The 24,263-nt window shown below is 74.0% G+C and carries 23 protein-coding genes; 14 read left to right on the forward strand and 9 right to left on the reverse strand.

Going from position 1 to position 24,263, the window contains the following annotated elements; translation table 11 throughout:
* Positions 1–18: 18 nt before the first annotated feature.
* Positions 19–792, forward strand: a complete 774-nt coding sequence (locus ABD324_RS15025; protein WP_344416897.1) for an esterase/lipase family protein — start codon at positions 19–21, stop codon at positions 790–792.
* Between the two features lie 16 nt (positions 793–808).
* On the opposite strand, the gene ABD324_RS15030 is transcribed toward ABD324_RS15025, so the two are convergent.
* The 3 genes from ABD324_RS15030 to ABD324_RS15040 are packed head-to-tail and all read right to left on the reverse strand — an operon-like array spanning position 809 to position 3,743.
* A complete protein-coding gene (locus ABD324_RS15030) occupies positions 809–1,639 on the reverse strand; it encodes an ABC transporter permease (protein WP_344416899.1) in 831 nt (276 codons plus the stop codon).
* Entirely contained in the window at positions 1,636–2,673 is a 1,038-nt protein-coding gene (locus ABD324_RS15035) for an ABC transporter ATP-binding protein (protein WP_344416901.1), read from the reverse strand. Before ABD324_RS15035 ends, ABD324_RS15030 begins: the two co-directional genes overlap by 4 nt.
* Entirely contained in the window at positions 2,670–3,743 is a 1,074-nt protein-coding gene (locus ABD324_RS15040; protein ID WP_344416904.1) for a LolA-like protein, read from the reverse strand. The genes ABD324_RS15035 and ABD324_RS15040 overlap by 4 nt, the downstream gene beginning before the upstream one ends.
* A gap of 260 nt (positions 3,744–4,003) precedes the next feature.
* Here ABD324_RS15040 and hrcA point away from each other — a divergent pair, with 260 nt between their 5' ends.
* The 4 genes from hrcA to ABD324_RS15060 all read left to right on the forward strand — a co-directional run bounded on the left by hrcA (position 4,004) and on the right by ABD324_RS15060 (position 8,329).
* On the forward strand, positions 4,004–5,023 hold the full coding sequence (gene hrcA, locus ABD324_RS15045; RefSeq protein ID WP_344416907.1) for a heat-inducible transcriptional repressor HrcA: 1,020 nt from the start codon (positions 4,004–4,006) through the stop codon (positions 5,021–5,023).
* A gap of 50 nt (positions 5,024–5,073) precedes the next feature.
* Entirely contained in the window at positions 5,074–6,213 is a 1,140-nt protein-coding gene (dnaJ, locus tag ABD324_RS15050; protein WP_344417256.1) for a molecular chaperone DnaJ, read from the forward strand.
* Entirely contained in the window at positions 6,210–6,965 is a 756-nt protein-coding gene (locus ABD324_RS15055; RefSeq protein ID WP_344416910.1) for a 16S rRNA (uracil(1498)-N(3))-methyltransferase, read from the forward strand. Before dnaJ ends, ABD324_RS15055 begins: the two co-directional genes overlap by 4 nt.
* Before the next feature lie 284 nt (positions 6,966–7,249).
* Entirely contained in the window at positions 7,250–8,329 is a 1,080-nt protein-coding gene (locus ABD324_RS15060) for a PhoH family protein (protein WP_344416912.1), read from the forward strand.
* A gap of 71 nt (positions 8,330–8,400) precedes the next feature.
* Here the strand turns inward: ABD324_RS15060 and zwf are convergent, their stop codons facing one another.
* The 3 genes from zwf to ABD324_RS15075 all read right to left on the reverse strand — a co-directional run bounded on the left by zwf (position 8,401) and on the right by ABD324_RS15075 (position 11,772).
* Positions 8,401–9,792: a glucose-6-phosphate dehydrogenase gene (gene zwf / locus ABD324_RS15065; RefSeq protein ID WP_344416914.1), complete on the reverse strand. Its 1,392-nt coding sequence runs from the start codon at positions 9,790–9,792 to the stop codon at positions 8,401–8,403.
* Positions 9,789–10,805, reverse strand: coding sequence for a phosphogluconate dehydrogenase (NAD(+)-dependent, decarboxylating) (gene gnd, locus ABD324_RS15070; protein ID WP_344416916.1), 1,017 nt, complete (start codon positions 10,803–10,805; stop codon positions 9,789–9,791). Before gnd ends, zwf begins: the two co-directional genes overlap by 4 nt.
* A 199-nt stretch (positions 10,806–11,004) precedes the next feature.
* Positions 11,005–11,772, reverse strand: coding sequence for an IclR family transcriptional regulator (locus ABD324_RS15075; protein WP_344416918.1), 768 nt, complete (start codon positions 11,770–11,772; stop codon positions 11,005–11,007).
* Between the two features lie 129 nt (positions 11,773–11,901).
* Between ABD324_RS15075 and dhaK the strand changes: the two genes are divergently transcribed.
* The 8 genes from dhaK to era all read left to right on the forward strand — a co-directional run bounded on the left by dhaK (position 11,902) and on the right by era (position 21,390).
* On the forward strand, positions 11,902–12,891 hold the full coding sequence (gene dhaK / locus ABD324_RS15080) for a dihydroxyacetone kinase subunit DhaK (RefSeq protein WP_344416920.1): 990 nt from the start codon (positions 11,902–11,904) through the stop codon (positions 12,889–12,891).
* Positions 12,888–13,544 carry a dihydroxyacetone kinase subunit DhaL gene (gene dhaL / locus ABD324_RS15085; RefSeq protein ID WP_344416922.1) on the forward strand — a complete coding sequence of 219 codons (657 nt, stop codon included), beginning with the start codon at positions 12,888–12,890 and terminating at the stop codon, positions 13,542–13,544. Before dhaK ends, dhaL begins: the two co-directional genes overlap by 4 nt.
* A 281-nt stretch (positions 13,545–13,825) precedes the next feature.
* Positions 13,826–16,630, forward strand: coding sequence for a phosphoenolpyruvate--protein phosphotransferase (ptsP, locus tag ABD324_RS15090; RefSeq protein WP_344416924.1), 2,805 nt, complete (start codon positions 13,826–13,828; stop codon positions 16,628–16,630).
* A gap of 306 nt (positions 16,631–16,936) precedes the next feature.
* Positions 16,937–17,482: an rRNA maturation RNase YbeY gene (gene ybeY, locus ABD324_RS15095; RefSeq protein ID WP_344416927.1), complete on the forward strand. Its 546-nt coding sequence runs from the start codon at positions 16,937–16,939 to the stop codon at positions 17,480–17,482.
* A gap of 10 nt (positions 17,483–17,492) precedes the next feature.
* Positions 17,493–18,872, forward strand: coding sequence for a hemolysin family protein (locus ABD324_RS15100; RefSeq protein ID WP_344416929.1), 1,380 nt, complete (start codon positions 17,493–17,495; stop codon positions 18,870–18,872).
* The gene (locus ABD324_RS15105; RefSeq protein ID WP_344416931.1) at positions 18,859–19,197 is read left to right on the forward strand and encodes a cytidine deaminase; all 339 of its coding nucleotides are present in this window, start codon (positions 18,859–18,861) and stop codon (positions 19,195–19,197) included. The genes ABD324_RS15100 and ABD324_RS15105 overlap by 14 nt, the downstream gene beginning before the upstream one ends.
* The gene (gene lhgO / locus ABD324_RS15110; protein ID WP_344416933.1) at positions 19,194–20,414 is read left to right on the forward strand and encodes an L-2-hydroxyglutarate oxidase; all 1,221 of its coding nucleotides are present in this window, start codon (positions 19,194–19,196) and stop codon (positions 20,412–20,414) included. The genes ABD324_RS15105 and lhgO overlap by 4 nt, the downstream gene beginning before the upstream one ends.
* Before the next feature lie 49 nt (positions 20,415–20,463).
* Positions 20,464–21,390, forward strand: a complete 927-nt coding sequence (era, locus tag ABD324_RS15115; RefSeq protein ID WP_344416935.1) for a GTPase Era — start codon at positions 20,464–20,466, stop codon at positions 21,388–21,390.
* Here the strand turns inward: era and ABD324_RS15120 are convergent.
* From ABD324_RS15120 to ABD324_RS15130, 3 genes are all read right to left on the reverse strand, one after another.
* A complete protein-coding gene (locus ABD324_RS15120; RefSeq protein WP_344416937.1) occupies positions 21,366–21,863 on the reverse strand; it encodes a DUF4188 domain-containing protein in 498 nt (165 codons plus the stop codon). The genes era and ABD324_RS15120 overlap by 25 nt on opposite strands.
* 55 nt (positions 21,864–21,918) lie before the next feature.
* Positions 21,919–22,506 (reverse strand): HdeD family acid-resistance protein, encoded by a 588-nt coding sequence (locus ABD324_RS15125; protein ID WP_344416939.1) that lies wholly within the window; start codon positions 22,504–22,506, stop codon positions 21,919–21,921.
* Between the two features lie 100 nt (positions 22,507–22,606).
* Positions 22,607–23,314, reverse strand: a complete 708-nt coding sequence (locus ABD324_RS15130) for a HugZ family pyridoxamine 5'-phosphate oxidase (RefSeq protein ID WP_344416941.1) — start codon at positions 23,312–23,314, stop codon at positions 22,607–22,609.
* A gap of 37 nt (positions 23,315–23,351) precedes the next feature.
* On the opposite strand from ABD324_RS15130, the gene recO reads away from it, so the two are divergent.
* A complete protein-coding gene (recO, locus tag ABD324_RS15135; RefSeq protein WP_344416943.1) occupies positions 23,352–24,107 on the forward strand; it encodes a DNA repair protein RecO in 756 nt (251 codons plus the stop codon).
* The last annotated feature ends 156 nt before the right edge of the window (positions 24,108–24,263 follow it).

The raw sequence follows: 24,263 nt of genomic DNA on the forward strand, positions 1-24,263 counted from the left end.
CTCCTGTGCGAGCGGCCGGTGAGTCCCCGGCGGCGGGCACTGGCGGTCCTGGTGGCGCTCGTCGTGCTCGTCACGGTCGTCGTGGTGGGGGTGCGGGTGATCGGCTCCCGCGGGCCGTCGGTCGATCCCGACTCCCGGCCCGCGCAGGACCGGCCCGGGACCGTGCTGCTCGTCCCCGGCTACGGCGGTAGCCGCGACGGCCTGCTCCGGCTCGCCGAGCGCATCCGCGCCACCGGCCGCGACGCGCAGGTCCTCACCCTGGTCGGCGACGGCACCGGCGACCTCGCCGCCCAGGTCCAGGTGCTCGACGACGCCGCCACCGCGGCCCTGGCGGCCGGCGCCCCGTCCGTCGACGTCGTCGGGTACAGCGCCGGCGGGGTGGTCGCCGGGCTCTGGGTCGTGCGCGACGACGGCGCCGCCAAGGCCCGCCGGATCGTCACGATGGGGTCCCCGCTGAACGGCACGACGCTCGCCGGCGCCGCGGTCTCCCAGGTCCCGGGGGCGTGCCCGACGGCCTGCCGCCAGCTCGCCCCCGGCTCCGCGGAGCTGCGCGAGCTCGCCGGGGCCGGCTCCGCGGTGCCGTGGCTCTCGATCCGCACCGCGGACGACGAGACCTCGACCCCGCCCGAGACGGCGGTCTTCCGCGGCGCGACCAACGTCGGCGTCCAGGAGGTCTGCCCCGGCGCCCGGGTGAGCCACTCCGCACTGCCCACCGACCCGACCGTCACCGCCCTGGTCCTGCGCGGCCTGGCCCCCGGCCCGATCGACCTCACCGGCGCCGGCTGCGCCTGAACCCGCAGTTCAGGGGCTACGTGGTGATGTCCTTGGTGGTGAAGTTGGCCCAGGCGGCGCCGAAGAAGACGGCGACGTAGCCGAGCTGAACGAGCGAGCCCTCGCGGACGCGGGCCCACAGGATGGGGTCGCGGAAGAGGTCGATCCAGTCGAGCCAGTGCGCCGTCGGGAGGTAGGGCTCGACGGCGGAGGCGGCGTCGAGCGGGGTCAGGGCCGCGCTCGCGACCACGACGGCCAGGACGCCGAGGGCGGCGGCGAGCGGGGAGTCCGTCAGCGTCGAGAAGAAGAGGCCGACGGCGCCGAGGGCGAGCATGCACAGCGCCAGGTAGCCGACGGTCGCCGCGGTGCGCAGCGCGACGTCGAGCGGGGACAACTCCACCCCGGACAGCGAGGGGATCCCGCCGGCGCCGCCCGCCGCGGTGTCCGGGCCGAAGCCGAAGGCGATCACGCCGACGACGTACGACACGACGGTCACGAACAGCACCGAGAGCAGCACGAACGCCGCCACGGAGATCAGCTTCGCGGTGAGCAGCCGCAGCCGCCCGACCGGGCGCACGAGCAGGTAGCGCAGGGTGCCGGCGGCGGCGTCGCCCGCCACGGTGTCGCCCGCGACGATCGCCACGGTGATCGGCAGGAACACCGGGATGACGAGCGCGATCGCGGCCGCCGGGAAGATCTGGCCGTTGCTCACGACGGCCGAGAGGAACGCGCCACCGCGACCGGGCGGCGGGGCGAGCCGGGTCGTGGCGAGCAGGATCGCGACCAGGGTGGGCAGGGCGCAGAGCAGGATCCAGCACAGCCAGACCCGCCGCTTGCGCAGCATCAGCCGCAGCTCGACGCCGATCATCGGACGTCCTCCCCGGCTCCGGGCCGGTCGGCGGTCCCTGGTGCAGCGTCGGGCCCGGCCTCGCGGGTCGCCCGGCCGCTCCACGGCTCGGCGTCCGGGATGCCGTGGGCCGGGCCGACACCCGTGCGCGGCCGGTCCACCCGGTCGTTGCCCGCACCCGTCAGCTCCAGCACCACCTGTTCCAGGGTCCGGCGTTCCTCGCTCAGGCCGCTCACCGGCACGCCCGCCCCGACCAGGTGCGAGTTCAGCGCCACGGGGTTGCCGCCCTGAACGACGACCGTGTTCCCCCGGAGCCCGACCACCTGGCCGTCGAGCACCCGGGTGACGGCGGCGGGATCGGGCGTCTCCACCAGGATCCGGCCGGTGGGGGTGCGCAGGGCGGGGATGTCCGAGGTCAGGGCGAGGCGGCCGGCGTCCATGACGCCGACGTGCGTGCACAGCGCCTCCACCTCGGCGAGCAGGTGCGAGGAGAGGACGACCGTGGTCCCGGCCTCGTTCAGGGCGGTCAGCAGCGCGCGCATCTCCTGGATGCCGCGCGGGTCCAGACCGTTGGTGGGCTCGTCGAGCAGCAGCAGCTCGGGTTCGCGGAGCAGGGCCGCGGCGATGCCGAGGCGCTGCCGCATGCCCAGCGAGTAGGCCCGCACCGGGCGCCGGTCGACGCCCCCGAGCCCGACCTGGTCCAGCACCTCGTCGACCCGCTTGCGGCGCTTGCGGGCACGGCCGGGGCCCGCGGCGTCGAGCAGCCGGAGGTTGGCCCGCCCGCTCAGGTGCCCCCACGCGGCCGGGCCCTCGACGAGCGCGCCCACCCGCGGCAGCACGGACGCGGCGCGGCGCGGCATCGGTTCGCCGAGCACCTCGATCTCGCCGGAGGTGGCGTGGACGAGCCCGAGCAGCATCCTGACCAGCGTCGTCTTGCCGGAGCCGTTGGGGCCGAGGAGCCCGAAGCGCACGCCGGCGGCCACGTCGAGGGACACCCCGTCGACGGCGGTGACGCGGCCGAAGCGCTTGGTCAGCGCCGTGGTCCTGATCATCATGCGCGGGGCCCCGGCAGTTCGCGGACGGCCTGTTCCAGGACGGCGGGTGCGACCGTCCCGGCCAGCAGGATCCCGCCGCGCCGGACGCCACCGCGGGCGACGACCGTCAGCAGGGGGGTGGTGAGGCGTGCGGCTCGCCCGAACGGGACGTCGACGGTCACGCCGCCGGCCGCCGGGGCGCCGTCGATCACCCGGTCCGCGATCCCGCGCGTGGCGGGGACCAGCACGAACCCGGAGACACCCGATCCGTAGACGCCGACGCCGGGCAGCGCCCCGGTCAGCGGCACGAGGTCGCGGCCGGCGAGGCGGCGCGGGGGTGGGGCGGCGTCGAGCTGGCGCAGCGCCCCGGCGAGGTCCGCGGCCTCCGCGGTGACCTCCCCGGCGCCCGCGGGAGCGGTCGGGACGGCGATGTCCGGCGTGGTCAGCGTGATCTCCTCGAATTCCGTGAAGAGCAGGGGGAGCTCGTCTCCTCGGGCCGCGATCTCGACCCGCAGGGGGAGCCCGGACGCCGGGTCGCACCAGACGTCGATCCGGCCGACCGTGGTGTCCGGGTCGGCCGGGGTGATCCGGAAGCCGGCGGCGTCGAACCCCGCAACCCGGCGCGCGGGGATCGCGGAGACGGGATCGGCCCTGGTCAGCGACACGAGCCTGCGGGCGAGCTCGGAGGGGACGAGATCGCCGGCGCGGGGGAGCCGGACGGGCGCCTCGCCCACGACGCGGGTGAGCTGGTTCGACCCGAAGTCCCACAGGTACTCGGTGCTGCCGAAGTGGTAGGTGTCGCGCTCGCCCGCGGGGGTGAGCTCGTCCGTGCGCCAGCGGTCGGCGCTCGCGTACTGCACCCGAAGCCGCGTGACGTCCGCGAACAGGGCCGTGACCTGCTCCAGCGCCGGGATGTCCGGCAGGCCCAGCCGGCCGGTGCTCACCGCGTACCCGACGTGCGGGGGCACGCCGGCGAGGATCCGCCCGCGCAGGTCGGCGGGATCGGCCGCGGCGGTCGCGGGCAGGGTGATCGCGGCCGCGCCGACGAGCGCCGCGGTGCCGGCGGCCACCAGCACCCAGCGCCGAGTCACCCGGGGAGCGCCCATCTCGTGGCCCAGCCTCGCCCCGAAGGGGTGAAACGTCCGTGTGCTCCCGCAAGGAGCGCCGAGATGAACCTCAGGCACTCTTGATCATGCCGAGAACGTGCCTGGTGTTCATCTCGGCGACTGGTCGTCCGCCGCCCGTCCTCCCTTGAGCGAAGGCGACTCAGGATCACAGCGCAGGTCCGGGCGGGGAACGGCACGATCCGCCTAGACTGGTGGACGTCCGGCGACCTGAGGGGTGGTGTGCGGTGAACTCCGACGAACGCCGTTTCGCCGTCCTCCAGGCGATCGTGGCCGACTACGTCCACACCCAGGAGCCGGTGGGCTCCAAGGCGATCGTCGACCGTCACAACCTGGGTGTCTCCAGCGCCACGGTCCGCAACGACATGGCCGCGCTGGAGGAGGAGGGGCTGATCGCCCAGCCGCACACCAGCGCCGGCCGGATCCCCACCGACAAGGGCTACCGGCTGTTCGTCGACCGGCTGGCGCAGGTCAAGCCGCTGTCCGCGGCCGAGCGCAAGGCCGTCCAGACCTTCCTCGAGGGCGCGGTCGACCTCGACGACGTGCTGCGCCGCAGCGTCCGGCTGCTCGCGCAGCTGACCCGGCAGGTCGCCGTCGTCCAGTACCCCACCCTGACCCGCTCCACGGTCCGCCATCTCGAGGTCGTGCAGCTCACCCCGGCCCGGCTGATGCTCGTCCTGATCACCGACTCCGGCCGGGTGGACCAGCGGATGGTCGACCTCGGCCAGGTGGTCACCGAGGAGGACACCGCGCGGCTGCGCACGATGATCAACCAGGCGCTCGTCGGCCAGCGGCTGGCGGATGCCTCGGCCCGGGTCGCGGACCTGCCGTCGATGGCGCCGGGTGAGCTGCGGGACGTCGCGATCACGCTGTCCACCGTGCTGATCGAGACGCTCGTGGAGCATCCCGAGGAGCGCCTCGTCCTGGGCGGCACCGCCAACCTCACGCGCAACACCGCGGACTTCCCGGGGTCGCTGCGGCAGGTCCTCGAGGCGCTCGAGGAGCAGGTCGTGGTCCTCAAGCTGCTGGCGTCGTCGCAGGACGCCGGCCTGGTCACCGTGCGGATCGGCGAGGAGAACGAGTCGGCGGACCTGCACACCGCGTCGGTGGTGTCGATCGGCTACGGGCCGGGCACCGTGCTGGGCGGGATGGGTGTGGTCGGACCGACCCGGATGGACTATCCGGGCACCATGTCGGCGGTGCATGCCGTCGCCCGTTACGTGGGTGAGATCCTGGCGGGACGCTAGGACCGGCGCACAGGCTTCAGCGAGCAGAAGGATTCATGGGGAACCAGCAGGTGGCACGCGACTACTACGGCATCCTGGGCGTCGAACAGGGCGCGGATGCCGCCGAACTGAAGCGGGCCTACCGGCGGCTCGCCCGGGAGCTGCACCCGGACGTCAACCCGGATCCCGCGGCGCAGGAGCGCTTCGCCGAGATCAGCACGGCCTACGAGGTGCTCACCGACCCGGAGAAGCGCCGGATCGTGGACCTCGGCGGGGACCCGCTGGACAACGGGCGCGGGGGCGGCGGCGGTGCGGACCCGTTCAGCGCCTTCGGGTTCGGCGACATTATGGACGCCTTCTTCGGCGGTGCCGCGGGCGGGCGTGGGCGGGGTCCGCGCAGCCGGGTCCAGCCCGGCGCCGACGCGTTGATCCGCATGCAGCTCACCCTCGAGGAGTGCTCCACGGGCGTGCAGCGCGAGCTCACGGTCGACACCGCGGTGCTCTGCACCGAGTGCGGCGGCAACGGCTGCGCGCCCGGCACCTCCCCCCACACCTGCGAGACGTGCGCCGGGCGCGGCGAGATCCAGAGCGTCCAGCGGTCCTTCCTCGGCCAGGTCGTCACCTCGCGGCCCTGCCCCACCTGCCACGGCCTCGGCCAGGTCATCCCGGACCCGTGCCGCCAGTGCGCCGGCGACGGACGGGTGCGCTCGCGGCGCAGCGTCGGCGTCCGGATCCCCGCGGGGGTGGCGGACGGCATGCGCGTGCGGCTGGCCGGGCAGGGCGAGGTCGGCGCGGGCGGCGGCCCGGCCGGCGACCTGTACGTCGAGGTCGAGGAGCTCCCGCACGAGGTGTTCCAGCGCGAGGGCTCGGACCTGCACGTGCGCCTCCCGTTGCCCATGACGGCGGCGGCGCTCGGCGCCACCCTGCCGCTCCCGATGCTCGACGGCTCCAGCGAGGAGTTCCATCTCGAGCCGGGCACGCAGGGCGGCACGCTGCGCACCCTGCGCGGCAAGGGGATGCCCCGGCTGCGCTCCACCGGCCGGATCGACGGTCACGGCGATCTCGTCGTGCACGTCGAGGTCACCGTGCCCACCAAGCTCGACAAGGAGCAGACCGAGCTGCTGCGCCAGCTCGCGAAGCTGCGCGGCGAGGAGCAGCCGGACCTGGCGCAGAAGAACGGGCACGGGCTCTTCGGCCGCCTCTTCCGGTGAGCACGCCCCCGCTCTTCCTGGTCGACGAGCTGATCTCGGGCCACGTCCTGCTCGACGGTCCGGAAGGCCGGCACGCGGCCGCGGTCAAGCGGATCCGGGTCGGCGAGACGGTTCAGCTCGGCGACGGCCGGGGTGCGGTCGCGCTGGCCGAGGCGCTCTCCGTGGGCAAGGACTCCGTGGAGTTCGCCGTGCTCGCGCGGACCGCGTACCCGGCGCCGTCGCCGCGGATCGTGCTGGCCCAGGCCCTGGTGAAGGGCGATCGCGGCGAGCTGGCCGTCGAGCTGGCCACGGAGGCGGGGATCGACGCGATCCTGCCGTGGCGGGCGGCGCGGTGCGTCGCCAAGTGGGAGCAGGGGGCGCGCGGCGAGAAGGCGCTCGCCCGCTGGCGCTCGACCGTCCGCGAGGCCGCCAAGCAGGCCCGCCGGCCGTGGGTCCCCGAGGTCGGCGAGCCGGTGTCGACCCGGCAGCTCGCTGCGCGTGACGCGCGGATCCTCGTGCTCCACGAGTCCGCGACGAGCGTGCTGGCTGCCTCGGACCTGCCCGGACAGGGCGAGGTGCTGCTCGTCGTCGGGCCCGAGGGCGGGGTGAGCGACGAGGAGCTGGCGACCTTCGAGGCCGCCGGGGCCCGGCTCGTCCGGCTCGGTCCGGAGGTGCTGCGGGCCTCCACCGCCGCGGCCGTCGCGCTGGGGGCGATCGGGGCGCTGACCCGTCGCTGGAGCCCGGACGTGACGCCCACCGCACCGTGTGCGTGACATGACAAGCATCTGCACTAGGGTCGGGATCGCTCACCCTCCCCCCTGGTGAGCACCGCGCCGCGGTGACCACCCCCCGGTCACCGCGGCGCACCCATGTCGCCGGTCCCCGGCGCGGCGGGTCGCCGGGTCGCGGTCGGCAATCGGCGCGATTTCTGTCGGTCCCCGGCGGTACCATTCCGGCGTTCCCGCCCGGCGGGAGACGGAGCAGGAACGACCCAGCAGGCACACCCAGCAGGAACACCCAGCAGGAACAGAGCACAGGAAGCAGGCGACCAGAGCACGTGACGCAGCCGGACCCGGTCCAGTCCCGCATCGCCGTCCCGGACACCGCGCTGCTCGCGCTCCTCGGCTCGAGGGACGAGTCCTTGCGCACCGCGGAGGAGCTCCTCGAGGCCGATGTGCACGTCCGCGGCAACGAGCTGACCCTCTCCGGGCAGCCCGCGGACGTCGCGTTCGCCGAGCGGGTGTTCGCCGAGCTCATCACGCTGGCCGAGCGCGGCCAGCAGGTCGGCTCGGACACCGTGCGGCGCACCGTCGAGATGCTCGGTGAGGCCGATCCGGCGATCGCCGCCGTGCGCGGCGAGTCGCCCGCGGAGGTGCTGAGCCTCGACATCGTGTCCCGGCGCGGCAAGACCATCCGGCCGAAGACGCTGAACCAGAAGCGGTACGTCGACGCGATCGACACGCACACGATCGTCTTCGGCATCGGCCCCGCCGGTACCGGCAAGACGTACCTGGCGATGGCCAAGGCCGTGCAGGCGCTGCAGGCCAAGCAGGTCAACCGGATCATCCTCACCCGGCCGGCGGTCGAGGCGGGCGAGCGGCTCGGGTACCTGCCCGGCACGCTCTACGAGAAGATCGACCCGTACCTGCGCCCCCTGTACGACGCGCTGCACGACATGGTCGATCCCGAGTCCATCCCGAAGCTCATCGCGGCCGGGACGATCGAGATCGCGCCGCTGGCGTACATGCGCGGCCGCACGCTGAACGACGCGTTCATCATCCTCGACGAGGCGCAGAACACCACGCCCGAGCAGATGAAGATGTTCCTGACCCGGCTCGGGTTCGGCTCGCGGATCGTCGTGACGGGTGACGTCACGCAGATCGACCTGCCGGGCAGCACCCGCTCGGGCCTGCAGGTGGTGCAGGACATCCTGTTCGGGGTCGACGACGTGGCGTTCCCGGAGCTGACCAGCCAGGACGTGGTGCGGCACCGGCTCGTCGGCGAGATCGTCGACGCCTACGCGCGGCACGACGCGCAGAACGACCGCAACCGGCTGCGCAGTGCCGGTGACGGCTCGGCGAACGCCCCCCGCAACGGCCCCCCGCCGAACCGGGCCCAGCGGCGCTCGCAGCGCTGACCGCCCCCGTGCCGAGATGAACCTCAGCCACGTCGGGATCCCTCCCGGCGTGGCCGACGTTCCTCTCGGCGTCAGGCGTGGGGGAGCGGCTCCCAGCCCTGCGGGCCCGGCAGGGTCTGCGCGGCCTCGGGGCCCCAGGTGCCCTGCGCGTACGGCTCCGGCTCGGTGCCGGGGTCGAGGATCGGCATGACGATCCGCCAGGCCTGCTCGATGGTGTCCATCCGCGCGAAGTGGGCGGGATCGCCGGCGAGCGCGTCGGCGAAGATCCGCTCGTAGGGTGCGTGCACCGGGCCCAGGACCTCGCGGAAGTCCACGGACACGGGCAGGTCCACCGGGACGTCCCCGGCGCCGGGGCGCTTCGCGAGCAGCGAGAACGTGAGCCCGGCCTGCGGCTGCAGGCGCAGCCGGATCCGGTCCGGGCGGGCGCCGTCGCGCCCGAACAGCGCCCGCGGCGGCGGCTTGAGCACGGCCACGATGTCCAGCAGCGTCTCCGGCAGCGCCTTCCCCGCCCGCAGGTGCACCGGGACCCCGGCCCAGCGCCAGTCGTCCACGTGGAAGGTCGCGGCCACGAAGGTCTCGGTGGTCGAGTCGTCCTTCACCCCCGGCGTCCCCAGGTAGCCGTCGTAGCGCCCGCGGACCACCTCGGCCGGGTCCAGCGCGCGGACCGCGCGGAGCAGGCGGGACTTGGCGTCGCGCTGGTCGTCCGCCGCGTCGGTGAGCGGGGCGTCCATGAGCAGGTAGGCCATGACCTGCAGCAGATGGTTCTGGACGACGTCGCGCACGGTGCCGACGGCGTCGTAGAACGAGCCGCGGTCCGCGACGTCGAAGTCCTCCGCCATGGTGATCTCGAAACGGTCGATCCAGGACCGGCTCCACAGCGGCTCGAGCAGCGTGTTCGCGAAGCGGAGGATCAGCAGGTCCTCCACGGGCTCCTTGCCGAGGAAGTGGTCCACCCGGAAGATCCGGTCCTCCGGGTAGTTCTCCGCCAGCTTGGCCTGCAGCGCCCGGGCCGACTCGAGATCGCGCCCGAACGGCTTCTCGACCACGAGCCGGGAGCGGGTGTGCAGCCCGACGCCGGCCAGCCCGTCCGCGACCGTGCCGAACAGCGAGGGCGGCACGGCCAGGTAGTGGACGGCGAACGCGTCCGGACCGATCGCGTCGGCCAGCCGGCCGAAGATGGCGGGATCGGAGTAGTTCCCGGCCACCAGCCGCGTCGACTTCTGCAGCCGGGCCAGCGCGTCCTCGTCGACCTCCGTGCCGGCGGCCGCCTCGGCGGCCCGCACGGAGTCGGCCATGTGGGCGCGCAGGCCGTCGTCGTCGTAGTCGGTGAGGGCCACGCCGATCACCGGCACGGTCAGCTCACCCCGCGCGACCAGGTGGTAGAGCGCCGGAATGATCATCTTCTTGGCGAGGTCGCCGGTGATGCCGAAGAGGACCAGGACGTCGCCGTGCTTCTCCGTCACTGCTGCTTCTCCACGTGCCCACCGAACTGGAACCGCTGCGCGGACTCGACCTTGTTCGCGAACAGGTCGCTGCCCTGCGAGGCGAAGCGGCTGTAGAGCGCCGAGGTGAGCAGCGGCGCCGCGACACCCTCCTCGATCGCGGCGATCGAGGTCCAGCGACCCTCACCGGAGTCCGAGACCCGCCCGGCGAACTGGTCGAGGTGCGGATCCTGGCGCAGCGCCTCGGCGGTGAGGTCGAGCAGCCACGAGCCGATCACGCTCCCGCGCCGCCACACCTCCGCGACCTCGGGCAGGTCGATGCCGTCGAACGGGTAGTACTTCGGCTCCCGCAGCGGCGCCGTCTCGGCGTCGACCTCGGCCTTGCGCACGCCCGCGCCGGCGTTGCGGATGATGTTCAGCCCCTCCGCGTAGGCACCCATGATCGCGTACTCGATGCCGTTGTGGACCATCTTCACGAAGTGCCCGGCGCCCGAGGCACCGCAGTGCAGCCAGCCCTCCTCGGCGGGGGAGGGCTCGCCGTCGCGGCCCGGAGTGCGCGGCGCGCTCTCGACGCCCGGCGCCAGCGCGGCGAACACGGGGCTCAGCCGGGCGACGGCGCCGTCCGGCCCACCGATCATGAGGCAGTAGCCGCGCTCGAGGCCCCACACGCCGCCGCTGGTGCCGCAGTCGACGTAGTCGATGCCCTGCGCGGCGGCGACCTCCGCGCGGTCGATGTCGTCGCGGTAGGACGAGTTGCCGCCGTCGATGATCGCGTCGCCGCGCGACAGGGCCCCGAGCAGCGTGCTCACCGTGTCGCCGGTGATCGCCGCGGGCAGCATCAGCCAGACCGAGCGCGGCGCCTCCAGGCCCGCGACCAGCTCCTCGACGGACCCCGCGCCGCGGGCCCCCTCCGCGACCAACGCCGCGACCGCGTCCGCGGAGACGTCGTAGACGTGGCACTCGTGCCCGGCCCGGAGCAGACGGCGCACCATGTTGGCACCCATCCGGCCGAGCCCGATCATCGCGATCTGCATGACGTCCTCCCTGATCACGGTCCTCTGTGGTCCGCGTCGCTCCCGCCCCTCGCCCCGTTAACCCCGCTCGCCGTCACCACCGGATCGGCCCCCCACGAGATCACCACCCGTGAGCGGCGATGGTCGCCATGGCGACCATCGCCACTCACGAGGGTGGCCCGCTCCACGGGAGCGGCCGGGTTCACGGTGCGGCCGGGGTTCACGAGGCGGCCTCGTCCTCCGCGGCCGGGTGCAGCGGCGGCCAGGTCTCGGAGCCCAGCTCGCGGGACACGGCGCGGGCCGCGTGCCGCAGGGCGTCCCGGGCGGCGGCGTCGAGCGGCCACTCCGCGGCCGGCACCACCAGCCCGATGGCTCCGGCGGCCAGCCCGCCGGCGGCGGCGATCGGCGCGGCCAGCCCGCACTCGCCGAGCACCGCCTCCTCGACCTCGGCCGCCAGCCCGGTGCGCCGCACCGCGACCAGCTGGGTCTCCAGCCGGCGCGGGTCGGTGAGCGTCTCGCCGGTCATCCGGCGCAACCGGTCCGGCCGTTCGCAGGCGCCGTGCGCGAGGAGCGCCTTGCCCACGGCGCAGGCGTGCGCCGGCACGACGATCCCCACCTCGGCCATCTGCCGCGACCCGTCCGGCCGGGGCTCGTGGGCGACCACCACCGCGTCCGACGCCAGCGCGACCGCGACCCGCACCGCGCACCCCGTCCTTCTGGTCAGGTCCTCGGCCCAGGGCAGGGTGCGCGAGCGGAGCTCGAGATTGTCCAGGTAGACGTTGCCGAGGCGGAGCGTCGCCGGGCCGAGGCGGTAGAGCCCCGAGTCGCGCTCCTGCACGACCATGCCGTGCGCGACCAGGGTCCGGACGATCCCGTGCGTGGTCGACGGCGCCAGCCCCAGCTCGGAGGCGATCTCGCCCAGGCTGCGGCGGCGCGCGCCCTGCAGGACCGCGAGCGCCCGGAGCGCCCGGTCCACGGACTGGATCACGTCCCGCTCCTTGTGTGGTGAGTCGGGTCACAGTAGCGTCCGCAGCTGTTTCGGCATAGCCGAACGGGCTTCGATGCTCCGGGGCGAGCGGCGCGGCCCGTCATCAGCCGGGTGCGACGGAGGACCCCGATGAAGAAGCTGATCAACGATCCCGCGGACGTCGTCGTCGAGGCGCTGCGCGGCATGGCCGCTGCCCATCCCCAGCTGCGGATCGACCTCGAGCACCGGCTCGTCGTCCGCGGTGACGCCCCGGTGCGCGGCAAGGTCGGGCTGGTCTCGGGCGGCGGCTCCGGGCACGAACCGATGCACGGCGGGTTCGTCGGCCCCGGGATGCTCGACGCCGCGTGCGCCGGAGAGGTGTTCACCTCGCCGGTGCCGGACCAGATGGTGGCCGCGACCCAGGCCGTCGACGGCGGCGCCGGCGTCCTGCACATCGTCAAGAACTACACCGGCGACGTCATGAACTTCGAGATGGCGGCCGAGCTGGCCGAGGGCGTCGACGTGGCCTCCGTGGTGGTCGACGACGACGTCGCGGTCCAGGACAGCCTCTACACCGCGGGCCGTCGAGGGGTCGGCACCACGGTGTTGCTGGAGAAGATCGTCGGGGCGGCGGCCGAGCAGGGCCGCCCCCTCGCCGAGGTCGCGGCGCTGGCCACGAAGGTCAACGAGCGCGGCCGCAGCATGGGCATGGCGCTGACCTCGTGCACGGTGCCCGCCGCCGGCCGCCCGACCTTCGACCTGCCCGAGGGCGAGATGGAGATCGGGATCGGCATCCACGGCGAGCCGGGCCGCCGCCGCGTCCCGCTCGCGCCGGCCCGCGAGATCGCGGAGATGCTTGTCGAGCCCGTGCTCTCCGACACCGACTTCACCGGCGACCCGGTGATCTGCTTCGTCAACGGCATGGGCGCCACGCCGCTGCTCGAGCTCTACCTGATGTACGGCGAGGTGGCGGCGATCCTGGAGAAGGCCGGCGTGCGGGTGGCGCGGTCGCTGGTCGGGCCGTACATCACCAGTCTGGACATGGCGGGCTGCTCGGTGACCCTGCTGCGCGCCGACGACGACCTGATCTCGCTCTGGGACGCACCGGTGAACACCCCGGGCCTACGGTGGGGGGCATGACAGGGTTGTCAGGGAGCGGGCCGGCGAGGATCGGGCTGTCAGGACTGCAGGCGTGGGTGCGCGAGTTCGCCCGGCTGGTGCACGAGCACGCGGGAGAGCTGACCGCGCTGGACTCCGCGATCGGCGACGCGGACCACGGGTCCAACCTCGACCGCGGCATGACGGCCGTGGCGAACGCCCTCGACGCCGAGGAGTTCGGCTCGGTCTCGGCCCTGTTCAAGAAGGTCGGGATGACGCTGGTCGGCACGGTCGGCGGGGCGAGCGGCCCGCTCTACGGCACCCTCTTCCTGCGGATCGGCTCGGCGGCGGGCGAGGTCGCGACGCTCGACCCGGAGGCGCTCGCGAAGGCGCTGCGGGCCGGGCTGGAGGGGGTCGTGGCGCGGGGCCGCCCGGAGGCGGGGGACAAGACGATGTTCGACGCCCTCTCCCCGGCCCTCGACGCCCTCGACGCGGCCCTGTCCTCCGGAGCGACCCTGCAGGACGCCCTGGCCAGGGCCTCGGAGGCGGCCGACGCGGGCCGCGACGCCACCACCCCCATGCTCGCCCGCAAGGGCCGGGCCTCCTACCTGGGCGAACGGAGCGTCGGCCACCAGGACCCCGGCGCCACCTCCACCGCCCTCCTGATCAAGGCCACCCTGACCACCCTGACCTGACCGACCCAGCCCCGCGAGTCGGCACTTCCGGGAGCCCGAAACACACATCTGCGACGCCCACCCGCCCCGCGAGTCGGCGGTTTCAGCAGCCCGAAACGCACGCTCACGACGCCCACCCGGGGGGCCGGCGGACCGGCGGAGCCCGCTCCTCCGACAGGCCGGTCGTCCGAGTGCCACACCCGTCGGTCGTGTTCGGTCGCAGGTCGAGCGGGCCGGAGCGCTCCGGAGCAGGAGATCTGTGAAGATCGTGCCCGTCAGGGCAGGCAGCAGGGAGTGACGGCATGGGTGAGGCGACGGGAGGGACCACTCCGGTCGGTCTCGTCGTGGTCTCCCACAGCCGGGCCCTCGGCGAGGCCGCGACCGCCCTGGCCCGCGAGATGCTCCACGGCCCGGCAGGGGACGCGGTACGGATCGAGGTGGCCGCCGGCCTCGACGAGACCACCTTCGGCACGGACGCCACCGCCATCGCCGAGGCTCTGACCAGGGCCGACAGCCCGGCCGGCGTGGTCGTGCTCATGGACCTGGGCTCCGCGATCCTCTCCGCCGAGCTCGCCCTGGAGTTCGTCGACGACGGTCTCCGCGAGCGGGTCCTGCTCTGCCCGGGACCGCTCGTCGAGGGCCTGGTCGCGGCCGCGGTGGCCGCGGCGGGCGGAGCGGACCGGGCGACCGTCGCGGCCGAGGCGACGGCGGGTGCGGCGGCCAAGCTGGACCAGCTCGGCGGCGGCCCGGCGGAATCCGGCCGGGAACCGGTCGAGAACCGACCGATCGCCTTCCCGATCGTGGACGAGCGTGCGGTCTTCACCGTCACCCCGGTCCACGGCCTGCACGCCCGGCCCGCAGCGCTGCTGGTCCAGGCGGTGGCCGGGTTCGACGCGGGAGTCGAGCTCCGCGACCTCTCGACGGGCCGGGGCCCGGTCCCCGCCGGGAGCCTCACCCGGGTCACCGCCCTCGGCGCCACGCGGGGCCACGAGATCGAGGTCAGCGCCACCGGCCCGGAGGCCCGGGCCGCCGTCGACGCCGTCCTCGCCCTGGCGGCTCGGGGGTTCGGCGAAGGCCCCGGCCCGGCAGCCACGCTCCCTCCCCGAGCAGCGCTCCCTCCCGGAGCCGCGCCGACTGCCGCTCCCGGCCCGACAGCCGGTGGCACGGCACCTGCCGGCCCCTCCGCCCCGACGGGCCGACCTTCGCTCGACCGGACCACGGCGACCAGCCCGACCGCTGTGTCCGGCCCAGCAGCTGTGTCCGGCCCGACCGGGGCGTCCGGCTCGACTGCCGCGACTCGCTCGTCTGCCGCTCCCGGCCCGACCCCGGCGTCCGGCCCGACCCCGGCGGCCACGGGTCCGGCGACCCCGCCCGGGGCTGCGAGCCCGATGACACCTCGTGTCGAAGGCGCCCGGACGGGGGCCTCGGCCCACCCCGCGTCTCCCGGCATCGCCCTCGGCCCCGCGCTGGTCGAGCAGCCCCTCGACCTCCGGCTCGCCGCGGACGAGCCCGCCGAGCATCCCGACACCGAGCAGGACCGGCTGGATCGGGCGTTGATGCGGGTCAGGGAGGAGATCCGGGGCCTGCGCGACCGCACCCCCGGCCCCGAGGCGGCCATCTTCGACGCCCACCTCCTCCTCGCCGACGATCCCGCGGTGCTCGACGTGGCCCGCGCCCGGATCGCCGACGGCGAGTCCGCGACCGCGGCCTGGCGGCACGCCGTGCGGGCCGCGGAGGAGGAGCTGGCCGCGGCTCCGGGCGAGTACCTGCGCGAGCGGGCCGCGGACGTCCGCGCCGTCGGGGACCAGGTCCTGCGCACGATCCTGGACCTCGACACCGGTTCCTGCGAGGTCCCCGAGCCCGTCGAGCTCTCGGCGGAGCAGCTCCGGCCGGTCGTCCTCGTCGCCGACGACCTCACCCCCGCGCGGGCCGCGGACCTCGATCCGACCGTCTACGCCGGCGTCGTCCTGGCGGGCGGCAGCGCCACCTCGCACGCGGCGATCCTGCTGCGCGCCAAGGGGATTCCGGCAGTCGTCGGAGCAGGACGCCAGGTGCTCGATCTCCCGTTCCGCACCGAGATCGCCCTCGACGGCACCACCGGCCGTCTCGAGATCGACCCGCCGGCCGACACGAGGGAGGAGCTCGCCGTCCTCCGCGACCGTCGCCGGACCAGGGAGGCCGCGGCCCGCGACCGCCTCCACGAGCCCGCCCACACCCGCGACGGCACCTCCGTCCTGGTGGGCGTCAACCTGGGCGCCGAACCCGATCCCGCACCCGGGGCCGACCTCGCCGGCCTCGTCCGCACCGAGTTCCTCTTCCTCGACCGCGCCACCGCACCGGATGTCGACGAGCAGGAGGCCGCCTACCGGGCCGTCGCCGACGCGCTGGGCGGCCGCCGGATCGTCCTGCGGACCCTCGACGTCGGCGGCGACAAACCGCTGCCCTACGTCCCGGTCGCACCGGAGGCCAATCCGTTCCTCGGCCTCCGCGGCCTCCGGCTGGCGCTCCGCCGGCCCGACCTGCTCGCCGACCAGCTCCGCGCGATCGTCCGCACCGCGCACGCCACGCCCGTCGGCGTCCTGTTCCCGATGGTCTCCGTGCCCGCCGAGCTGCGCGCCGCCCTGGCTGCCCTCGACGAGGCGATCGCCGCCGAGGGCGGCACGAGGCCGGACGGCCTGGAGGTCGGGATCATGGTCGAGGTCCCGGCCGCGGCGTTGAAGGCCGCGGCGTTCGCCCCGCACGTCGACTTCCTGAGCATCGGCACCAACGACCTGACGCAGTACGCGCTCGCCGCCGAGCGGGGCGCGCCCGAGGTGGCCGCGCTCGCGGACCCGCTCGATCCCGGTGTCCTCCGCCTGATCGACGCGACCTGCCGCGGGGCGGGGAACGCGCTGGTCGCGGTCTGCGGGGAGCTGGCGGCGGATCCGCGTGCGGCGGCGCTGCTGGTCGGGCTGGGGGTGCGGGAGCTGTCCGTCGCGCCCCCGGCGATCGCGCTGGTCAAGCAGGCCGTCCGGGAGACCGACCGGGAGCAGGCCGCCGAGCTGGCCGCCCGGGCCCTGGTCGCGGAGGACGCCGCCGCGGTCCGCGCCCTCCTCCCCGACGCCTGAGACCCCGAACCCCGATGACCGCGAGCTCGACGACCATGAGCTCGACGGCCGTGAGCTCGACGACCGAGCTCGACGACCGAGATGCCCCACAGCCCCGACGCCCGGCGACCGAAACGTGGTTTTCGGGCTCCCGAAAGTGCCGACTCGCGGGTGGGGGGAGACCGGGGACGTCGTGAGCGTGTGTTTCGGCCTCCCGAATGTGCCGACTCGCGGGGGAGGGAGGGGTGTACGCCGCCCGTGGGGTTGTCGGAGGGGGCGACTACCCTGGTGAGGGAGTTGTCCGCCGTCCCGAACCGAGAGCAGAGCGTGAGTATCGAGGTCGTCAACGAGTCCGGTGTCGCCGTGGACGAGTCGCAGATCGTGTCGGTCGCCCGGTACGCCCTCGACGCGATGCGGGTCAGCCCGGCCGTCGAGCTGGCGATCACCGCCGTCACCCTCGACACCATGTCCGAGCTGCACGAGCGGTGGATGGACGAGCCGGGGCCCACGGATGTCATGGCCTTCCCCATGGACGAGCTGCTCGACGACACCCGCCGGCCGGACGCGCCGGACATCGGCCCGGCCCTGCTCGGGGACGTCATCCTCTGCCCGGCCTTCGCCAAGGACCAGGCGGTGCAGGCGGGCCACGCGCTGGCCGACGAGCTGCACCTGCTGACCGTCCACGGTGTCCTGCACCTGCTCGGCTACGACCATCACGAGCCGGACGAGGAGCGCGAGATGTTCGCGCTGCAGAACAAGCTGCTCCACGACTGGCGTTCCGAGCGCACGCGCGCCGCGAACGCGGAAGCCCAGCGCCGCAACGACTCCCGGGTTCTCGGGACCGTCGGCCTGGACAACGACGATCCCCGATGAACGTGTCGCGATGAGCTCCGCCGCCCTGCTCGTCGTCGCGATCGTGCTGGTGCCGCTCGCGGGCCTGTTCGCCGCGGCGGACGCCGCGTTCACCACCGTCTCCCGCGCCCGGGTCGACGCGCTGGTCCGCGCCGGCCGGGCGGGCTCGCGCGCCCTGTCCCGCGTGGTCGACGACCGGGCCCGCTACGTCAACCTCGTCATCCTGCTGCGGCTGACCTGCGAGACGGTCGCGACCGTCCTGCTCACCCTGGCCCTGGCCACCTGGATCCACCCCGCCTGGCTGGGCATCCTGGTCGCGGCCGTGATCATGGTGGTGGTCAGCTACGTGCTGATCGGCATCGGGCCGCGCACCCTGGGCCGCCAGCACCCCTACGCGCTGGGCATGGCGATCGCCGCGCCCGTCCGCGCCGTCGCGACCCTGCTCGGCCCGATCACGAGCCTGCTGATCCTGGTCGGCAACGCGATCACCCCGGGCCGCGGCTTCCGGGAGGGCCCGTTCACCTCCGAGGTCGAGCTCCGCGAGCTGGTCGACATGGCCAGCACCCGCGGCGTGGTCGAGGAGGGCGAGCGGAAGATGATCCACTCGGTCTTCGAGCTGGGCGACACGATCGTCCGGGACGTGATGCAGCCCCGCCCGGACGTCGTCTGGGCCGAGCGGGACACCCCGGTCGAGAAGGTCGTGCGGCTCGCGCTGAAGTCCGGCTACTCCCGGATCCCGGTGCTGGGCGAGGACATCGACGACATCATCGGCATCGCCTACCTCAAGGACCTGGTCCGCGCCGGCTACGAGCGGCCGGAGGCACCGCTGCACGAGGTCGTGCGCCCGCCGGACTTCGTGCCGGACTCCAAGCGGATCGACGAGCTGCTCTCGGACATGCAGCGCACGCACAACCACATGGCGATCGTGGTCGACGAGTACGGCGGCACCGCCGGGCTGGTCAGCATCGAGGACATCCTCGAGGAGATCGTCGGCGACATCTCCGACGAGTACGACCTCAACGAGGTCCCCGAGGTCCAGCGGCTCGACGGCGGCACCCTGCGGCTGGCGGCCCGGCTGCCGGTCGAGGACCTGGAGGAGCTGTTCGCGGGCGAGTTCACCGGCACCGAGCGCGAGGACCAGCTGCGCGAGGCCCTGGAACAGGCGGACGTCGACACCGTCGGCGGGCTGCTCGCCCAGCGCCTCGGGAAGGTGCCGCTGCCCGGTGCCGAGGCGGAGCTCGAGGGGCTGCTGCACCTGCGCGGCGAGGGCGGCAAGGACGCCCGCGGCCGGGTGCGCATCACGTCCGTGCTGGTCACGGCGCTCGATCCGGCACCGCACGCCCCCGAGGCGGAGAACGAGGAGGACGAGCCCGAGCGGGTCGTCCGGGAGGAGTCGGATGTCCGGCAGTGAGCTCGACCCCGAGGACGCGAAGATCGTGACGCTGGCCCGCGGCTCGCGCGCCCGTACGGGCGCCGCCGAGGGGGCCGCGGTCCGCGACACGGACGGCCGCACCTACGCCGCCGCCACCGTCGATCTGCCGTCGTTGCAGCTCACGGCCCTGCAGGCGGCCGTCGCCGCCGCGGTGTCGAGCGGAGCCCCCGGTCTGGAGGCCGCCGCCGTCGTCACCGAGGCGGGTACGGCGGACGAGCCGTCCCTGGCCGCCGTCCGTGACCTGACGGCCGGTGCGACGGTCCTCGTCGCCGATCCGTCCGGTGCCCTGGTGGCGACCCTGTGACCACGCCGAGGTTCGATCTCGTGGTGGTCGGCGGCGGCATCGTCGGCCTCGCCACCGCGCACGCCGCCGTCCGGAGCGGGAAGTCCGTCGCCGTCGTCGAGCGGGAGCCGGCGCTGGCGAACCACCAGACCGGCAACAACTCCAACGTGATCCACTCCGGCCTCTACTACGCGCCGGGCGGGCTCAAGGCGCGCCTCGCCGTGGCGGGCTGCCGGGAGACCGTCGCGTTCGCCCGCGAGCACGACCTGCCGCACGCGGTGTGCGGCAAGCTCGTCGTCGCCACCGAGCCCGAGGAGCTGCCGCGGATGGCGGAGCTCGAGCGGCGCGGCAAGGCCAACGGCGTGGAGACCGAGCGGCTCGACGCGCAGGGCATCGCGGCGCGCGAGCCGCACGTCCGCGGCCTGGAGGCGCTCTGGGTGCCCTCGACCGGCATCTGCGACTACCGCGCCATCGCCGAGAAGCTCGGCGAGCTGATCGAGAAGGCCGGCGGCGAGATCCACCTGGGCCGCGCGGTGACGGGCATGGCCCGCCGCCGCGACGACGTCGTGGTGCGCACGGTGAGCGGCGACCTGCTGGCCACGCAGGTCGTGGTCTGCGGCGGCCTGCGCTGCGACGAGCTGGCCAGGGCCGCCGGCGCCGACCCGGGCGTGCGGATCATCCCCTTCCGCGGCGAGTACTCGGGCTTCACCGAGGACGCGGCCGAGCTGGTCAAGGGCCTGATCTACCCGGTGCCCGACCCGGCCTTCCCGTTCCTCGGGGTGCACGCCACCCGCGGGATCGACGGCCACGTGCACGCGGGCCCGAACGCCGTCCTCGCCCTGGCCCGCGAGGGCTACTCGTGGGGCACGATCAAGCCCAAGGAGCTCCTCGGCTCCCTGCTGTACCCGGGCATGTTCACGATCGCGAAGCAGCACTGGCGCTACGGCCTCGGCGAGGTCCACCGCTCGCTGTCGCGCAAGGCGATGGTGAAGCAGATCCAGCGGATGCTGCCGGAGGTCCGCGCGGAGCACCTCGTCCCCGCGGGCGCCGGCGTCCGCGCCCAGGCCGTCAAGGCCGACGGCACGCTGGTCGACGACTTCCTGTTCGTGGACCAGGGCAGCGGCAAGGGCGCGATCCTGCACGTGCTCAACGCACCGTCCCCCGCCGCCACCGCCGCGCTGCCGATCGGCCGCGAGATCCTCGAGCGCCTCACCGGCGAGAACCCGGGCCCCCTGTGAGCGGCAACAGTCGCCAGAGCGACCATCAGCACTCACGAGGGGGACGGGCATGACCGGTTTCGGCACCTGGCCGGACGACTTCCGCTCCGGCTTCGCCTGCTTCGTCGGCCGGCCCAACGCGGGCAAGTCGACGCTGACGAACGCGCTGATCGGCCAGAAGATCGCGATCACCTCCTCGCGCCCGCAGACCACGCGGCACGCGATCCGGGGGATCCTGCACCGGCCGGACGCGCAGCTCGTCGTCGTCGACACCCCCGGCCTGCACAAGCCGCGCACGCTGCTGGGTTCCCGGCTCAACGACGTCGTCCGCGAGACCTGGGCCGAGGTCGACGTGATCGGCTTCTGCGTGCCGGCGGACCAGCCGGTCGGGCGCGGTGACGAGTTCATCGTCAACGAGCTGAGGTCCGTCGCGGGCCGCACCCCGGTCGTCGGGATCGTCACGAAGACGGACAAGGGCCGCCCGGAGCAGATCGCCGAGCGGCTCACGCAGCTGAGCGGGCTCATGGAGTTCGCGGACATCGTGCCGTGCTCCGCGAAGTCCGGCGACCAGGTCGGGCTGCTGTCGGACCTGCTCGTCGCCAAGCTCCCGGAGGGTCCGCCGCTCTATCCCGAGGGCGAGCTCACGGACGAGCCGGAGGAGACCCTGATCGCCGAGCTGGTGCGGGAGGCCGCGCTCGAGGGTGTCCGGGACGAGCTGCCGCACTCCATCGCGGTGACCGTCGAGGAGATGATCGAGCGCGAGGACCGCCCGGCCGACAATCCGATGCTCGACATCCACGCCACGATCTTCGTGGAGCGGCAGAGCCAGAAGGGCATCGTGATCGGCCACAAGGGCGAGCGGCTGCGCCAGGTGGGCACGGACGCGCGACAGCAGATCGAGGCGCTCCTCGGCGTCAAGGTGTACCTCGACCTGCACGTCACGGTCCTGAAGGACTGGCAGCGCGACCCGCGTCAGCTGCGCAGGCTGGGCTTCTGAGCCGGCCCGGCACCGATCCTGCTCCGCGAGGTGCTGCTCCCGGCGAGCGGCACCGTACGCGCCGCGGCGCCGAGGCCGAACTCCGGCATGTTGTGGTAGACGGCCTCGTACTGGCCGGCCTTCACCAGGTACGTCTCGTGCCAGATGCCGGTGCCCTCGTGCCGCGCGGCCCGGCGGTAGTACTCGATCCAGGTCGGGCGGTGCAGGTCGGCCTTGTCGTTGGCGAAGGCCTCCAGGTGCTCGAAGGAGCGCCAGTACTGGACGATCGTGGTCCCGTGGCCGTGGAAGCCCAGCAGCCCCGAGGCCGGGTCGGCGCTCAGCTTCTTCAGCATCGCGGCCATCCCGTTGCGCAGACCCCCGAGGTCCCGGAAGGCCCGCACGGGATGCCGGAGGTTGAGCCGGGCCCCGATCAGGAACACCACGAAGTCGCCGTCGATCTCCGCCGCATGGCGGCCGTGCAGGATGCCGGACATGGCATCGCCCCCTTCCGCTCGCTGGACGGAGCCGGCGGAAGGGGCCCCTGATACGTCAGGCGGTGGCGAGCTTCCGGATCCGGAACGCGAGGACGGCCATGACGATCCCGGCGACGATCGCGAAGATGCCGACCACGAACAGCAGCGCGATGATGCCCGACAGCGGCTGCACCAGCAGCACGATGCCGAAGATGATGTCCAGGACACCACCGGCCAGCGTCCAGTACCAGCGGTCGTGGGTCCTGCGGGTGCGGATGGCCTCGGCGATGGTCGCGACGCCCAGCACGATGGCCCAGAAGGCGATGACGTACAGCAGCGTGACGGCCGTCCCGCCCGGCCAGACGAGGGCGACCAGGCCGGCGAGCACGGAGATCACGCCCTGCGCGACCATCCAGCCCCACTGCTTCTCCGTGGCCCGCGAGCGCACGCCCGCGACGATCGCGGTGAGGCCGTCGAGGATGGCGTAGAAGCCGAACACGAACACCAGGGCGAACAGCGCGATCCCCGGTGACGACAGCGTGACGACGCCGAAGATCACCATCAGGACCGCGCGGATCAGGACCATCCACCACACGGCCTTCGCCGTGTCGCGCAGCAGGTGCTCCTCGGGTGCGGGTTCGTGGACAGCGCCGGTCTCGGTCATGGTGACCCTCCTCTGTGTACCGGTTTCTACCGCTGCGCACGGGTGCCGAGAAGGGCCGACCGGGCAAATCGGGTCAGCTGTCAGCCATCCGGATGAGTCCTCAGAGCGCGCGCACGAGGGCGACCATCGCCGCCCGCACCTCGTCCGACGTGCGGCACTCGGCGGTGAAGTCGATCCGGACCGGCTCCTCGGCGGCGTCGGAGCGGACCTCGAAACCGAGCCGGTCGACGTCGAGCATGGTGGCGGTCGTGGTGGCCGGCAGGTTCGCGTAGGTGCGGCAGAAGTCCACGAGCGACGACGCGTGGTCGGCGTTCATGTGTCCGACGATCCGGCTCCGGAACGGGTACAGCGGGTCCGGCTCGGCGGCGGCGTAGGAGTCCGCGGACACCCAGCTCATCCGCGCGAACCCGCCGACGTACCGCACCGCCTCCACCGCGAGGCGGTAGGTGCGGAAGTCGTGGAAGTCCGAGTAGACGCCCTGCGGGTGCACCGCCCGGTACGCCTCGTGGGCCGCCTCCCGCGCGTCGCCCTCGAGGACCTCGACGCGGCCCAGCAGCGTGACCCGGGCCAGCGCGAGCGGGTCCTCCTCACCCGGCTCGGTGACCAGCACGGACGCCCGAGGGTCCGCCGCCATGTTCCGGCTGTGCTCCGCGAGGTCGGACAGGCGCAGGATCGGCGAGCCCGTGACGTCGACGGCGAGGGCCGCGACCGAGCCGAACGGGAACCCGGCCGGATCCACCGCCAGCGTCGAGAGCGTGCCGGCGGTGGCGTGGGCCGCGAGGGAGCGGGCGTGTCCGGCGTCGTCCATCCCGCGAGGCTAACGGGGCGCGTCGTACCCTTCTCCGGTGAGCACCCTGTACCGCGACACCGGCGTGGTGCTGCGCGTGCAGAAGCTCGGCGAGGCGGACCGGATCGTCACCCTCCTCACCCGGCGCAGCGGCAAGATCCGCGCGGTCGCGAAGGGGGTGCGGCGCACCCGGTCCCGGTGGGGGGCGCGGCTGGAGCCGTTCAACCACGTCGACGTCCAGTGCTACACCGGCCGCAGCCTCGACGTGATCACCCAGTGCCAGACGCTCGACGCGTTCGGCTCCGGCGTCGTCGGCGACTACTCCCGCTACACCGCGGGCTGCGCGATCCTCGAGACCGCCGACCGGCTGGTCAGCGAGGAGGGCAGCGGGGACTCGATGCGGGTCTACCTGTTGCTCGTCGGGGCCGTGCGGGCCCTCGCGGGCCGGGAGCGGGACGCCTCGCTGATCCTCGACGCCTTCCTGCTGCGCGCCATGAGCCACGCCGGCTGGGCGCCCGCGATCTCCGAGTGCGCCAAGTGCGCCGCACCGGGCCCGCACCGCGCGTTCAGTGTGCAGGGCGGGGGAGCGGTGTGCGAGGTCTGCCGCCCGCCCGGCTCGGTGCTCCCGGGCCCGGAGACCTTCGCGCTCCTCGACGCCCTGCTCCACGGGGACTGGCCGATCGCCGACGCGGCCACGGGGCCGACGCGGCGGGACACCTCGGGCCTGGTCGCGGCGCACCTGCAGTGGCACCTCGAACGCCAGCTGCGCTCGCTGCCCTTCGTCGAACGCAAGGGCGACCCGAGCGTCCACTGAGCCACGTGGGTGGACCATGATCACCCGAACGCCGGTACCGGTGCGGCCGACCCACGCAGCGTGACGGCCGGGGGTCCACTCGCGACCGGCCACACCGGCCGTCCACCGCCGTTCCGGTGATCTCCCGCCGCGGCGGAGTCCTTGCGGCCGTTCGGG

The organism is Pseudonocardia ailaonensis (genome assembly GCF_039531635.1).
Lineage (GTDB): Bacteria > Actinomycetota > Actinomycetes > Mycobacteriales > Pseudonocardiaceae > Pseudonocardia > Pseudonocardia ailaonensis.